At 59.5% G+C, this 15,058-nt stretch carries 10 protein-coding genes; 2 read left to right on the forward strand and 8 right to left on the reverse strand.

What is annotated here, in order from left to right; genetic code table 11:
- Positions 1-118 precede the first annotated feature (118 nt).
- From PYK22_RS16650 to PYK22_RS08995, 5 genes are all read right to left on the reverse strand, one after another.
- Complete coding sequence (locus PYK22_RS16650; protein WP_060635504.1) at positions 119-637, reverse strand: hypothetical protein; 519 nt, start codon at positions 635-637, stop codon at positions 119-121.
- Positions 638-774: 137 nt separating this feature from the next.
- A complete protein-coding gene (locus PYK22_RS08980) occupies positions 775-2,184 on the reverse strand; it encodes an amidase (RefSeq protein ID WP_041976622.1) in 1,410 nt (469 codons plus the stop codon).
- An 8-nt stretch (positions 2,185-2,192) separates the two neighbouring features.
- On the reverse strand, positions 2,193-2,753 hold the full coding sequence (locus tag PYK22_RS08985) for a Uma2 family endonuclease (protein ID WP_041976347.1): 561 nt from the start codon (positions 2,751-2,753) through the stop codon (positions 2,193-2,195).
- 96 nt (positions 2,754-2,849) lie between these two features.
- Entirely contained in the window at positions 2,850-3,407 is a 558-nt protein-coding gene (locus PYK22_RS08990) for a Uma2 family endonuclease (RefSeq protein WP_041976348.1), read from the reverse strand.
- A 56-nt stretch (positions 3,408-3,463) separates the two neighbouring features.
- Positions 3,464-3,805: a hypothetical protein gene (locus PYK22_RS08995; protein WP_041976351.1), complete on the reverse strand. Its 342-nt coding sequence runs from the start codon at positions 3,803-3,805 to the stop codon at positions 3,464-3,466.
- A 260-nt stretch (positions 3,806-4,065) separates the two neighbouring features.
- On the opposite strand from PYK22_RS08995, the gene PYK22_RS09000 reads away from it, so the two are divergent.
- The gene (locus PYK22_RS09000; RefSeq protein ID WP_083437759.1) at positions 4,066-7,782 is read left to right on the forward strand and encodes a multifunctional oxoglutarate decarboxylase/oxoglutarate dehydrogenase thiamine pyrophosphate-binding subunit/dihydrolipoyllysine-residue succinyltransferase subunit; all 3,717 of its coding nucleotides are present in this window, start codon (positions 4,066-4,068) and stop codon (positions 7,780-7,782) included.
- A 1,661-nt stretch (positions 7,783-9,443) separates the two neighbouring features.
- Here the strand turns inward: PYK22_RS09000 and PYK22_RS09005 are convergent.
- The 3 genes from PYK22_RS09005 to PYK22_RS09015 all read right to left on the reverse strand — a co-directional run bounded on the left by PYK22_RS09005 (position 9,444) and on the right by PYK22_RS09015 (position 13,722).
- Entirely contained in the window at positions 9,444-10,172 is a 729-nt protein-coding gene (locus PYK22_RS09005) for a sulfite exporter TauE/SafE family protein (RefSeq protein ID WP_041976626.1), read from the reverse strand.
- Positions 10,173-10,352: 180 nt separating this feature from the next.
- On the reverse strand, positions 10,353-11,843 hold the full coding sequence (locus tag PYK22_RS09010) for a formimidoylglutamate deiminase (protein ID WP_211197655.1): 1,491 nt from the start codon (positions 11,841-11,843) through the stop codon (positions 10,353-10,355).
- 112 nt (positions 11,844-11,955) lie between these two features.
- The gene (locus PYK22_RS09015) at positions 11,956-13,722 is read right to left on the reverse strand and encodes a DUF885 domain-containing protein (protein ID WP_060635505.1); all 1,767 of its coding nucleotides are present in this window, start codon (positions 13,720-13,722) and stop codon (positions 11,956-11,958) included.
- Positions 13,723-14,046: 324 nt separating this feature from the next.
- On the opposite strand from PYK22_RS09015, the gene PYK22_RS09020 reads away from it, so the two are divergent.
- A complete protein-coding gene (locus PYK22_RS09020) occupies positions 14,047-15,054 on the forward strand; it encodes a VWA domain-containing protein (RefSeq protein WP_041976354.1) in 1,008 nt (335 codons plus the stop codon).
- Positions 15,055-15,058: the final 4 nt, after the last annotated feature.

Raw genomic sequence — 15,058 nt, forward strand, 5'->3', positions numbered from 1 at the left:
TCGCCCAGAGCCCCGCGTTTAGAGACGATTCGCCGACTGAGTAACGCTGGGCTACGGGCCAACTTTCTGTTGGCCCTGCGACGGAAAGCGTCTATCGCTGATTGGTTAGCGATTGATGCTACGGTCCAACTCTCTGCTGGCCCTGCGAAGCCGTTTCGTAGATCAGCTTGCGCGATCTCCTCTCACCGATCTTTCGCCCGATGAGTCCGCCGACGACCGGCGCTCCTAGTAATAAGAGGCTGCCCGTGACACCGCCACCGCGCCCTCCGCTTATGCCCAACCCGATGAAACTGAGCAGCCCAACCGCCCCACCGATGGCTCCGCCGATCGCACCGTAGGTCTTCGCCTCTTTCGAATCCTCAGGCAGAAGATAAATCTTCGCCACCTCCTCACGCTTCAACACCAAGATCTCTTCCCTGCGCGAAAGGCGCAGCATCTCATCCGTAATCTGCAGCAGCCGACCTTCAACGCTTTTGCTAGTTTTCAACCGCACTAGCAACCTCTCGCCAACCCGCAGAGATTTAACGGTCATCCAAGCATCCAACTTCGCATCGGCCGCGCCCTGTGCGATGCCGCTTTGCGCGAGCAGCGAAGTCGCGACAAGGAGACACAAGCTCGATCGCACCAGACTCAGCATACGGCCAACCTCCCGATCGCCAAGCTTTGGCAAAGGCGATGCCACAAAGGTCGCCCCGTTGAATTACAGCGGGAGACCAGCGCGCTGAAGCCCTTGGGTGCCGTAATCAGTTGACAGGTGTGATCGCTTTCAGGCGCTCAGCTCAACTTCGGATGCCGCTCATGCCAAGCGGTCATTTGCTGATAGCGATGGGCGACTTCGATCAAGAGATTTTCGCTGAACGCTGGGCCGATGAACTGTATGCCAGTGGGAAGATCGCTCTGACCGAAACCATTCGGCACGGAGATAGCCGGAACGCCCACCAAATTGCTCGCCCCGATCGGCGACGAAGCCGCGATGCCCGGATAGGCTTGATTGAAAGGCTTATCGAGCGGGTAGGCGACGGTCGAGCGCGACGGCGCGACGAGCACGTCGTACTTTTTGAACATCGCGGCCCACGCCCGACGCATCGGCGCGCGCATGCGCATCGCGTGAAGATAATCGACCGCCGTTACGAGCGAAGCCGCGTATCCGCCGACGCGCCCTTGCGGCGAGGCTAGTTCACGCACGCGCCCCGATTCGATCAGATCGCGAAAGGCGCTCGCGCCTTCGGCATCGACGATCGTTCCGACCGCTGGGCCATATGGGAAGTCCGGCAGCGCGACATCCATCTCGACAGCAGCGAAGCGGCGGAGAACGTCGAGCGCACGCAGGAAATTTTCGCGCACCTCGCGCTGCGCTTTCTCGTATGAATCCTTCATCACGGCGATGCGCAGACGCCGCAAAGGCATCGCGCGGCGCCGGAACGGATAGGAGAATTTCACATCGCGCGTCGTCGGATCGAGCGGGTCCGGTCCAGCGATCGCCGCAAGCACCAGACCGCAATCGTCCGCCGTGCGGCACATCGGGCCGAGCTTGTCGAGCGTCCACGAAAGGGCCATCGCCCCATGCCGCGAAACCAGACCGTAAGTGGGGCGCAAACCCGCAACGCCACAGAAAGCCGCCGGCGTGATGATTGAACCGGAAGTCTCCGAACCGATGGCGAAGGCGACGAGTCCAGCGGCGACCGCGGCGCCCGGCCCGGAAGACGAACCGCCGCTCCAGTAGTTCAAGTTCCACGGCGTGCGACATGGACCAGTGAAGGAAGCGCTCGCTTCGTTGTAACCCATGCCGCCCGCAAGCTCGATCATCGCCAGCTTCGCCACGAGCACGGCACCCGCTTCGCGCAGGCGGCGAATGACCGTCGCATCGTAGTCGAAGCGTTGATCTTTGTAAGGCGCCGCGCCCCACGTCGTCGGCGCGTTGCGCGTCGCAAGCAGATCCTTCGCGCCGTATGGGATGCCGTGCAGCGGCCCGCGCCAGCGTCCACGACGCAACTCGCGCTCTCGCTCGCGCGCCTCTTCAAGAGCCGCCTCGCGCATCACCGTGACCACGGCTCCAAGCCGCGGTCCGATACTCTCTAAACGGTCGAGATATATTTCCGCAAGTTCGACCGGCGAGAGCCGCCGCGTGCGTATCTGTTCGGCCAACTCGCGCACGGGAGCGAACGGAATCGTGTCGGGAAGCATGGTTTTCGTCAAACCAAAATTTGGGCAACTTCTAAATGAAGATCGGGGAAAGCCTGCGGCGCGAGCGCATCGCCATATTTCAGACGTTTGAAGACTTGGTATGCGCCACTAACCGGTTGCGCATAAACTTCGATTAGGCTCTCCGTAAGATCGATCAACCAGACTTCGACGACGCCTGCACGCGCATAGAGCGGGACTTTCAGCTTTCGATCGTACTCGACTGACGAATCCCCGACCTCAACGATCAACAACACATCTTCAGGCGTCGGAGCGCTTTGCGAGTAGAAATCTTCGCGCCGCCGAAGAAGCGCGATGTCCGGTTCCGGCTCCGAACGTTCATCCAAACGAACTGGATTCTGCACCCAGATGATCGCCGCGCTCTGCAAATATCGGCTGAACACTTCAGCGAGCTTTGCGACGCACGCGGCATGCCGCACACCGATTGGTGCCATCTCGATGATCTCCCCGTCGATCAACTCCACACGATCGTCTTCTGTAAAGATACCCGCTGTAGCCATACGGTGATATTCGCTGACGGTGAAATGACGACGCTCGATCTGCACGGACATCGCTCTCGCTCCTTGAAGATCCTTTCGCAAAATTCTATAACACAACGCTTCCGAGCATAAGCTCCACTCGACGGCCTGCGATTGTCCGTCCGCGCCTCAGAAAATATCCGCGACTTCGAGATGAAGATCGGGGAAAGCCTGCGGCGCGAGCGTGTCGCCCCGTTTCAAATTTTCAAATTTTAAGTAACCTCCGCCAAACGGCTGGGCGTAGACTTCGACCGACTCTTCGACAAGATCGACCAGCCAAACTTCGGTGACCTGCGCTCGCGCATAGAGCGGAACTTTGACCTTCCGGTCGTATTCAGCGGAAGAATCGCTCACTTCGACGATCAGAAAGACGTCGTTTGGCGTCGGAGCGCTTTGCGAGTAGAAATCTTCGCGCCGCCGAAGAAGCGCGATGTCCGGTTCCGGCTCTGAGTACTCGTCTAATCGAATAGGGTTTTGCACTCGAACGATCGCAGCGCGACCCAGCCGTTCCCGGAACCAATCAGCCAGCTTGTCAACGCACGCGGCATGTCGCACGCCGATTGGTGCCATCTCGATGATCTCCCCGTCGATCAACTCCACACGATCGTCTTCCGTTAAAATGCCCGCCTCGGCCATACGGTGATATTCGCTGACGGTGAAATGACGACGCTCGATCTGCACGGACATCGCTCTCGCTCCCTAACAAGTACTTCTCGTTAATCAAGCCAACAGCGCGTAACCTTTTAAGCGCGGAAGATGAAATCGGGTTCGTCGCTGTTCTTCAGCTTGAATGCACGCAGTCGTTCGCTCGAACGCGCGTAGCCATCGAGTTCACGCTTCAACCGATCCATCTCCTCGGAAGTCAACTGCTGGCCGAAGCGCGCGCGCGCAACTTCCGCATAGGCCTTGACAAGAGCTGAGGCTTTGGCCGCAGTTGAAGGCGCACTCTGAGCTGTGGCCGCCTGTTTCGCCTGAGCCTCGCCGCGGTGGGTCGTAAGTAGCGGCGCTGAGATCAGCGCCGCCGCTACGGATTTCGCAAAACGTCTCCGTTCGGGCCGCACATCCTGCCGCTTGCACTTCCCCATTTTGGGCCTCCACTCCGCATTTTCGCGCCTAAGATATTAGCGACCGCGCGCCTTCCCGTCCAGATCAACAGCGGATGGCGATGACGGCGGCGTGGCATAGAGCGAGTTAGCCACAACGCGCCTTCCCGTCCAGATCGCCACACTCGCACCCCATGCGCTTCTCCGGATGCAATCTGCATCGGTTAGTGCTACTCTATTAGTTTAAGCGGTTGGCCTTTGACATGCGCATTACCGCGAAAGTTCACGAGGACGCTGGCGAGATGAACCCAAACGGACGAAACGTGGATCTATCAGAATATATCGCAGAACATTTCGGCGCCAACGCCACCTATGTCGAGACGCTCTTCAATCGGTTTCGGAGCGATCCGAGCCTGGTGGACGAATCTTGGCGCGCCTATTTCACAGAGCTATTGAGCGAACTCGGCATCAACGGCGAACAATTGCCCGAAGCGGTCGCCACACAACCGCCGAAACCGAAAGCGGTCGCCACCTCTGCAGCGACGGCCGTGATCGCTGAAGGCGAAGCGGAGCCGATTCGCGGGCCGGCGCTGAAGATCGTCGAGAACATGGAGACGAGCCTGTCGGTGCCGACCGCCACTTCGCAGCGGAAGGTGCCCGTCAAGGTTCTTGAAGAGAATCGCCTCATCATCAATCGCCACCTGCAACAGAAAGGGCGCGGCAAGGCCTCTTACACGCACTTGATCGCGTGGGCCATCGTGCGTGCGCTCGAAGCCTTCCCACGCCTGAACGATGCTTACGCCGTGGTCAACGGCGTTCCTTCGCGCATCCGTCGGCGCGAGATCAATCTCGGCATCGCCGTCGATCTCGAACGCAAAGACGGCACGCGCTCGCTCGTCGTGCCGAACATCAAGAACGTCGGCGCGATGCGTTTTTCAGAGTTTCTCGCCGCCTACGACGACATCATCCGGCGCGCGCGCGACGGGAAACTCCAGGTCGCCGATTTTCAAGGCACCACCGTCTCCTTGACCAATCCGGGCACTATCGGCACGGTCGCATCCATGCCGCGCCTGATGGCCGGTCAATCGGTCATCATCGCCACGGGCGCGATCGAGTACCCGGCTGAGTATCAAGCGATGGCGCCTGAACTGCTGTCGCAACTGGCGATCAGCAAGGTCATCAACATCACGAGCACATATGACCACCGCATCATTCAGGGGGCCGAATCGGGCGCGTTCTTGGCTCGCATTCACGAACTGCTGCTCGGCGAGCACGATTTCTATCAAGAGATCTTCGCGGATCTTGGCATCCCCTATAAACCGATGCGCTGGTCGGTCGATCGTCTGCCGCCGATCTTCGATGCCGAGCATCAGCGCGAGCAGATGGTCAAACAGGTGCGCGTGCGCGAGTTGATCAACGCCTATCGCATTCGCGGCCACCTGATCGCCGATCTCGATCCGCTCCATGCGATGCCCGTGCTCTATCATCCGGAGCTTGACATTGAAACTTACGGGCTGACGATCTGGGATCTGGATCGCGAGTTTGTCACCGGGGGGTTGGGCGGCGTCGAGCGCGCGACCTTGCGCCAGATCCTCGACATGCTCCATCGCTCCTACTGCGGCACGATCGGCGTCGAGTATCGCCACATCCAGAGCCTCGAACAGAAGCGCTGGTTGCAGGAGCGGTTGGAAGCGCCGCCCGAACCCGTGCCCGTCGAGGTCAAGAAGCAGATCCTCTGGAAGCTCATCTCCGCCGAGCAGTTCGAGCGTTTCCTGCACACGAAGTATCTGGGCCAGAAGCGTTTCTCGCTCGAAGGGACGGAGACGATCATCCCGCTCTTGGACCAGCTGATCGAAGGCGCGGCTCGGCGCGGCGTCGAAGATATCACCATCGGCATGGCCCATCGCGGGCGTTTGAACGTGCTGGCCAACGTCATCGGACGCTTCTGCGAACGGATCTTCGTCGCCTTCGAAGGATCGGTCCACCCGAACTTCCCGGCTGACGAGGGCGACGTCAAATACCACCAAGGCGCGACCGGCGTGCGCGAGACGGCTGACGGGCGACAGGTGCGTTTGACCGTCTCGCCCAACCCGAGCCATCTCGAAGCTGTCGATCCGGTGGTCGAGGGCATGGTTCGCGCCAAACAGGACATCGCCAAGGACGAACAGGGCCTCTCGCCGGAAGAAGCCTGGGCGCGCTACTTGCCCGTGCTGCTTCACGGCGATGCGGCCTTCGCCGGGCAGGGCGTCGTCATGGAGACGCTCAACCTCGCCGACCTCAAAGGGTATCGCACCGGCGGCACGATCCACATCATCATCAACAATCAGATCGGCTTTACCACTTCGCCTGAAGCCGGACGTTCGACCATCTATTCGACCGACGTGGCGAAGATGACGCAGCTTCCGATCTTTCACGTCAACGCTGACGATCCGGAAGCGGCCTATCGCGTGCTTCAGATCGCGCTCGATTTTCGCCAGAAGTTCCACAAGGATGTGGTGATCGATCTGGTCGGTTTCCGCCGACTGGGCCACAACGAAACGGATGAGCCGAGTTACACGCAACCGCTCATGTACGCGCGCGTGCGCGAGCACGAAGGCGTGCGCGTCAAATACGCGCGCCAGCTTATCCGCGAAGGCGTCATCACCGAAGAGGAACTGCAACAACTCATCGAAGAGCGCGTGCGCCGCTACGAAGAGGTCTGGGCGCGCGCCAAAGAGCAGGTCAAGCTGCGTCCGGCGCCGAAAGAGCTTCCGCCGCCCGTGCCCGAAGAGGACGGCTCAACGGTGATCGAAACGCCCGTCTCGGTCGAAGTGGTGCGCGAGATCGGACACAAGATCGCCGTTGTACCCGAAGGCTTCCACGTCAACCCGAAGATGGTCAGCCAACTGACGCGCCGTGCCAAGATGAGCGAAGGGCAAGCGCCGATCGATTGGGCGTTTGCCGAAGCGGTCGCCTTCGGCTCTTTGGTGATCGAAGGCCGGCGCGTGCGCTTGAGCGGGCAGGATTCCGGGCGCGGCACCTTCAGCCAGCGCCACGCCGTGCTCTACGACACGCAAACGGGCGAAGCGTGGTCGCCGCTTGCGGAGCTTCGTTCGCCCGTCAATCCGACGGCGCGCTTCGAAGTCTACGATAGTTCTCTTTCGGAAGAGGGCGTGCTCGGCTTCGAGTACGGCTATTCGGTGGTCGCGCGCGATGCGCTCGTGATGTGGGAAGCGCAATTCGGCGACTTCGCCAACGGCGCGCAGATCATGATCGATCAGTTCATCGCTTCAGGCCAAGACAAATGGCAACAGCCGTCGCGCCTCACTCTGCTGCTCCCGCACGGCTACGAAGGGCAGGGGCCGGAGCATTCGAGCGCACGGCTCGAACGCTTCCTGCAACTGTGCGCCGAAAACAACATGACCGTCTGCTACCCGACGACTCCAGCGCAATACTTTCACCTTCTGCGCCGACAAGTGAAGCAAGAAGCGGCGCGTCCGCTCGTCGTGATGACGCCGAAGAGTTTGCTCCGCTTGCCGGCAGCGAGTTCGACGCTGGACCAGTTGACGTCGGGCGGGTTCCAACCCGTGCTCGATGACCCGGAGGTGAAGGATGCGTCGCGCGTGCATCGCGTGATCTTCTGTAGCGGCAAGGTCTATTACGATCTGAGCGAAGCGCGCAAGCGCTCGGAAGACGTGCGCATTGCCATCGTGCGTTTGGAGCAGCTCTATCCTTTCCCCGAAAGCGCTTTGCGTGCGGCGCTCGCGCGTTACGAACGAGCGCGCGAGTTCCTCTGGGTGCAAGAGGAGCCGAAGAACATGGGCGCTTGGACCTTCGTCCAACCGCGCATCGAAGCGCTGCTTCCCGAAGACGCGCGCTTGCGCTACGTCGGACGCGCACCGTCGGCCAGTCCGGCGACCGGTTCGTACACGATTCACGAACTCGAACAACGCAAACTCGTGGACGAAGCGCTGATGGAAGACGCGCCCATCCTGTCCGAAGCGAGCAAGCGCACGCTCGCTGGCCAAGCGGCGGGATAAAATCGACGCCCAAAGCTTGGGCTTTCAGCAAAGAGGCCGCCTGAACTATTTCAGAAGTTCAATGGGGAAATCCGGAGGCGGAAGGATGCGCTGCAAGAATCCTTCCGCCTCGATCCTTTAGACATGGACTTTCGTCGGCGCTTCGAAAGCGCGCGGTTGAAGGCCGCCCTGCCATCTATTTGAAGTCGTTTGGCTCGATCCGCGCCGCGACTCCCGCGCGCTCTAAATGGCCGTCTCGCTCTCGATTGAAACCGTTTGCCCTTTTCGAGCGTAGGGCAGGTTTTACTAGTCTTCGACCGGCGAGCGAGTTTCGCTCCTCTATTGAAACCGTTTGCCCTTTTCGAGCACAACCACTTCACCCTGCGCTAGGTCAAACGCGAATGCGCGTTGATGTCAAGCATTGCCGAAACTGACAACCACTTCACTCTGCATCCAGATCAACGGTCTCCCGACTGAATCTTTCGATCAATCGTTCGATCAACTCGACCAAATAACCACTTTGCCATACATCTAGATCAACCGCGCTCAGACGGCTCAAGACGCGACTGTGACCGAGACAACCACTTTACCATACATCTAGATCACCCTCATTCGGAGTCATGCGGTCGCTTCTGGCACCTCGATGCCGCCATCCCCAAGCCTTTTCGAGCAAAATCAGGCCCGCTAGCGACCGAGCAAGGTGTGTGCCGCCGCGCTGTCTTAAAAATCCCCCTTGACACCGCAAAAAAAAACGCTACATTGGCGTCCACGTTGTCAAGAAGGCGTGCCGCAGATCAATGTGATCTGCTGGTACAAGGTGCAGAGTTGATCCTTAACGTCAGACTCTCGCTGACGTATCGTACAGATAGCTTGGGCGCGTGGTCACCCCACCACCCTCGGAAGCGGCAACTCGATAGCCCCTGAACGCTCTCTCACTTGCGTTCGGGAAGCGGGACGAACAACCCAGGAGCAAGTCTAAGATGTTCACCTCGCCGCCTTCGCCTCCACCTGCCCGAAATGCCACTGTAAGCCATTGCTGGCTCACGATTCATCCAGAGAGAAGTTGGCCCGCGTGGTCGCTAGTGCGCGTTGCCACTGCTAACGGCTCAGCGCTCAGGAGGGCAGCCTTGTGGCGAAGGGCGACGAGATGGATGAGCGACAGCGGTCAAAGAAAAGCCTCGCCAGCACACCAGCCAGTGCACTGACGAGGCTTGCTTATCAACCATGACCTCTGCGCCACCCTTGCGCAAAGGTGCAGGCACGCGACACACATCTTAGCGCAGGGCGGCGCAAGGTCCCAAACACAGAAAGGGGATTTCAAAAATGCGTGGACACTTCGCGCCCCCTACCAGCCTAATAATGACTCTGGTGCTTCTTTCCTTAACGCCAACTGATGCGCCCCTTCGATCCCTCTTAACTACGAGACAAAGCGGGAGAGCGGACGCGCCTTGCCTAGCTAATAGCCAAGGCCATTTACCCATACAACTCGGCTATTCCACCTCCAATTCGGCTTTTACTCACATATCGCCAATCCTAGCCGAGTTCGATAATCCTAGGCAACACGTTAGGCTCTCGCCATAGGGTCAAGGCGAAAACTTCTAGATTTTCAGCTCAATTCCAGTTCGGTATAAAGTTAGATGAATGTGCGCGCCTAACGGTTAAGACCGATGCCACTATTACAGCTAGCCGAAGATCATCTTCAATCCAGCGACCACCAGCACGAGCGCTAGCACGCGGCGGAGCGTTCGCGGAGGCAAACGACGTCGCCCCAACTCTGAACCGATCAGTCCGCCGATGAGCGCAGCAGCGGCCCAGAACGGGAAGGAACTCGGAAGCAATCGCAGGCTCGCCGGATTGCCCATCAACCCGGCTGCCGAATTGACGAAGATGAAGGCAGCGGAAATGCCTGCGGTCTGTCGCGCCGTCGCCCACCCGGCCAATATCAACAGCGGACTAAGGAAGATGCCACCGCCGACGCCCGTCAATCCTGACAACAACCCGATCAATCCGCCGAGCAGAAGCGCGAGCGCAAGAGGCGGATCTTTCACCTCTTCGCTCCCTCCGCGCAGGCTGGTCCACAAACGCCACGCAGCGAAGAGCAGCACGCACCCGACGAGCGGTTTATAAACGCGCGTCGGAAGGTGTATGCTCCCGCCGAGATAGGCTGCCGGAATGGACGCCGCGGCGAACATCGAGAAGAGGCGCCACGAAAAGTGGCCTTCGCGATAGAATTGCAGAGCGGCGATCAGCGAGACGATCAGGTTGAGCGTGAGCGCGCTCGGGCGCATGATCTCTGGCGGAACGCCGAAAAGGGCCATCGCGGCTAGATAGCCCGATGCTCCACCATGCCCGACCGAAGAGTAAAGAAGGGCCATTAAGAAGATCGCCATCGGCAAAAATAGCAGCTTCATGAAGCAGAACCTCGGTGCGAAATCCCGCTCGACCGTCGGATCGAAACGACGCAAAGGTTACGCGACCGGACCATAAGTTTACACCAATCCGATGAAATCCGAAGGTTCGGCGTCGCGGTCAAAGACGTTTTTGAAATGCGGCGGACCGCTTCAAACTTCCGCCCTTTTGCGGAGCGTGCGTTATGACCAGAGGCGCTTTTGCAGTGCGGCGAACTCCGCCGCGATCTCGTCTTGCGCTTCGTGCTTTCCGTCGCGCACGATCATCTTCCCGCCTACGACGACATCACGCACGGCGCTGCGCCCGGCGGCGAAGACGATATGCGCAAGGAGAGATGAATCGTCCGCGCCGACGATGGCCGGATCGTTCAGGTCCATCGTAAAGAAATCGGCCCACGCTCCGGCTGCGAGTCGGCCCGCCTCACATCCTAGGCTTGATGCCCCATTCTCCGTCGCCGCTGCAAACAATCGCGTCGCAAGGCTCTCGCCTTCAGATTCGTCCCCACCGCCGGAACCAATCGCTGAGTTTCGCTCGTCCTTCATGGCCGGGGCAAGCAACGCGCGCCCTAAACGTTTGAGGCGCAGATTCAACTCAAGCTCGCGCGCGTCTTCGAAAAGATCGATCTGCGCGTGGCTGTCCGTCCCAAGAGCGATCCTCGCGCCGTGACGCAAGAGCGTATCGGCAGCGACGATGCCATCGCCGAGATTCCTCTCCGTCGTCGGACACGCGCAAACGTGCGCCTTGGCTTCGCCGAGAAGTCGAGCTTCGTCTTCATCAATGTGAATGGCATGGATCGCCGTGAAGCGTTCGTTCAGCATCCCCTCTTCGGCGAGCAACCGGACGGGCGTGTGCCCGTACTCTTGCAGACATGCTTCGATTTCGGCTGGTTGCTCCGCGACGTGCATGTGGACCGGAAGACGCTCATGCGCAGCGAACTTGGCGACTTCACGCAACGCCTCTCGCGGCACGGCACGCACGCTGTGCGGCGCAACGCCGACGCGCACGCGCTCTTCGTCGCGGAATTCGCGGCGGAGCGCCTTCACTCCCTCGAAGTACGTCTCAACGTCCTCGTGAACGAAGCGCCGTTGCCGCTTGTCGAGCGCGCGGTCGAAGCCAGCGCGCATGTAAAGCGCGTGCAACAAACTGACCCTCAATCCAACGTCGAGCGCGGCGCGGATGACCACCTTGGCTAAAAGCACCGGTTCGTCATAAGGCGTCCCTTCCGGCGCGTGGTGCAAGTAGTGGAATTCGCCGACCGTGGAGACGCCGCCGAGCGCCATCTCCAAAAAGGCCATGCGTGAGATCGCGCGCAGTTCTTCCGGTCCGAGCCGCGCCGCAAGCTCATACATCATCTCGCGCCACGTCCAAAAGGAATCGCGCTCAGCGGTGCGCCGTTCCGTTCTCGCACGAAGCGCGCGATGAAAAGCGTGCGAGTGCGCATTGACCAGTCCCGGCAAGATCACGCGCCCGCGCAAACGCACTACGTGAACGCCATCCGGCAGAGAACGAGTCAGTTGAACAACGCGCCCGCGCCGGTCGCAAACGAGCGCGAGGCTCCGTTCGAACCGCCCATTCACGTAGACTAGATCGGCGAGCCACGCCATCTCTCCGCGCGGCGAGTCGAAACTTTCTTGTTCAACTGACAGTTCGCTCGACATCGTCACTATGGTCATTATGAAGTGCAAGCCGCCGCTCCAGATGAGCGGACGGCTTGCGAATCATGACCGTGGCAAGCTGAAAGCGGCCCATCGACGGCGGATCGATCGCGCTCATGAAGACCGGTCATCATTTTTGCCCTTTCTTCTGCGCGATCCAATCGTTGACGTTGCGCTCTAGAACGTCGAGCGGCACGGCTCCGGCGCCGAGCACGACGTCATGAAATTCGCGTATATCGAAATCAGGGCCGAGTTCGCGGCTGGCGCGCGCGCGCAGTTCCTTGATCTTGAGTTCGCCGATCTTGTAGGCGAGCGCTTGCCCGGGCCACGCGATGTAACGATCGATCTCGTTCGTGATGTCGAGTTCCGTCTTCGCAGCGTTCTCCTTGAAGAAATTGATCGCCTGCTCGCGCGTCCAGTGCATGTAGTGCATCCCTGTATCGACGACGAGGCGAACGGCGCGCCACATCTCGTAGGTCAATTGCCCGAACTTCGAGTACGGATCGTCGTAAAGGCCCATGTCGTCGCCGAGCGATTCGGCATACAGCCCCCAGCCTTCGATGAAGGCTGTATAACCGCCGTAGCGCCGGAATTTCGGCACTTCTCCCAATTCTTGCGCGAGCGCGATCTGCAAGTGATGACCGGGCACGGCCTCGTGCAGGCTGAGCGCCATCATCTCATACTTGGGGCGCGTCTCGGGCTTGTAGAGGTTGACGTAGTATGTCCCGGCGCGCGAGCCATCCGCCGCTGGCTCTTGATAATAAGCGGTCGTCGTGTCGGGCGCGATCTTCTCCGGGATGGGTTCGACGCCATACGGCATGCGCGGCAACCGGCGAAAGACTTTCACCAAATTGGGATCGATCCGTTTGGCCGTCGCGCGGTAAGCCATTAACAGCTCTTCCGGCGTCTTGTAGTAGAAGCGCGGATCGGTGCGCAGGAATTGGAAGAAATCTTGCAACGAACCTTTGAAGCCCAATTGATCGATGATCCGTTGCATCTCGGCCCGAATGCGCCGAACCTCGTTGAGACCGAGTTCGTGGATCTCGCGCGGCGTCAGGTTGGTCGTCGTGTAGCGACGCGCGAAATAGGCGTACATCTCTTCGCCGTTCGGAAGCTGCCAGATGCCGACCTGATCGAGCGACGCGGGCAAATATTCACTGACGAAGAACTCTTTGAACTTTTTGAACGAAGGGATGATGTTCTCGGCGATCGCTTGACGCGCCGCTTGCGCGAGCCGCTCGCGTTCGGTTGGCGGGATCGAATCAGGGAAACGTTTGAAAGGTTTGTAGAATGGGCTCTCTTGCGGATCGGCGACGATCTGCTTGTCTATCTGCGCCGGAACGCGCTGCATGATGATCTTAGGAAGCAGCATGTGCGCGCGTATGCCTTCGCGCATGAGCGCGATCGTCTGATCCATGTAGCGCGGGAAGCTGCGCAGACGCGCGATCCAGTCTTCGTAATCCTTGACGGTGGCGAAACGGAGCGAATCGGCGAGTTCATCCGCCGTCTGAATGCCGTTGCGCTGATTGAGCGGGATCAAGTACCACTGATATTTGAAGCCTTCGACCTCTGTCTCATACTGCTTTTTGAAGAGGTCGTAATTGAGCTGATCTTGAGGCGACAATTGGCGACGATCTATTTGGGCCAAACGCGCCAACACTTCCTTGTAATGCTCATGCCGTTTGCGGATCGCGTCAAGGCTCACATCCCGCCAACGGTCGTTCCAACGTCGATCGCCGAGCAACGAAGCGCGAACCGGGTCCTGCTCCATTTGATAATCCCACTCGGCATCGAAAAGGGCATGGAGCGCTCTGGTCGCTTCATTGTTTCGATCTTGCCCGTGGATCAGTCCAACCATAAGGATGCAAGCGAAGACGGAAAGGATCCTCAAGCGCATTCGATTTCCCCCTGAATCTCGCAGAGATGCAAAGAACGAATCGGCCAAAGCATATAACAGAGAGGCTCGCGGATGAAATCGCGACGCTATTATCAGTAACAAGCGCGAATGGGATAGCTTGAAAGGCTTGAAGCGTGGCCGTTCGATCGAAGCGCGCGCTCGACTCCGCATCTTTGATCGAGCGGCCACTCTCCTGCGGAAAACTCGAGCGCTGACTTCAAGCCGAGCTTGATCATTGCTATACTTTACGAGCAACAGCCGCGAATCAGCAGGCATCACAGTTGCGAACGCTTCTCAGGTCGCTTCGCCAACGAAGAAGTAGCTATGAAGAGCGCGATCAGATTGTCCGCAACCCTACTCGTCCTATTGGCGCAAGCGGTGTCCGCGCAGCAGAACAGACAATCGAAAGCCGCCGCGCCGCCCGACGAAGGCCCGCAAACTCAAGACAGGCAAGGCGTCGAGCGCGTCTTCATCCGCCGCGTGCAGCTTCCCGTGACGGTTCTCGATAAGAAAGGGCAACCGGTGTCAGGTTTAAAGCAGAGCGATTTCCTCGTACTCGAAGACAAACAGCCCCAGCAGATCGAAAGCTTCACGGAGAGCAGCGAGTCGCTTCCGCTCTACATCGCCGTGCTTTTGGACACTTCGGCTTCGACGGCAGGCAAACTGAAATTCGAACAAGAGGCGGCGCTCAACTTCATCTACACGATCGCACGCCCCCGCCGCGATAAGGTCGCCCTCGGGACGTTCGATGATGAGGTGCGGCTTCTGCAAGATTTCACCGACCGTTACGATCTGGTTGACAAAGCCATCCGCAGCATCAAGAAGCCGGGGACGCAAACGTCGCTTTATGACGCCGTGTGGCAGTTCTGCAACGAGAAGATGCGTTCCGTGCCGGGCCGCCGCGTGATCGTCATCATCACCGATGGCGATGATACTTACAGCCGCGCGACGTTGCGCGACGCCATCGACATCGCACAGCGGACCGAGACGCTCGTCTTCGCCATCTCCACCAAAGCGGGCTTTTCCGGCGTCGTCCCCGGAGTCGAAGCGGGGACCGTCGCCGACAAAGGCGATCGCGATCTCGAACGGCTCTGCGAAGAGACCGGCGGGCGCGCCTTCTTTACGGGCGACATGCTGGCTTTGGAGCGATCCTTTTCGCGCATCGCGCACGAGCTGCGTTCGCAATACATCATCACCTATCGCCCGAGCAACGACCGTTACGATGGCAGCTTCCGCCGCATCGAGGTGAAGCTCGTGAACAATCGCGACGGGTGGAAGGTGCGCACGCGGCGCGGCTACACAGCAACTGCCGATAGCGCCAGCGCGCAATGAAAGG

Source organism: Pyrinomonas methylaliphatogenes (genome assembly GCF_000820845.2).
Taxonomy (GTDB): domain Bacteria; phylum Acidobacteriota; class Blastocatellia; order Pyrinomonadales; family Pyrinomonadaceae; genus Pyrinomonas; species Pyrinomonas methylaliphatogenes.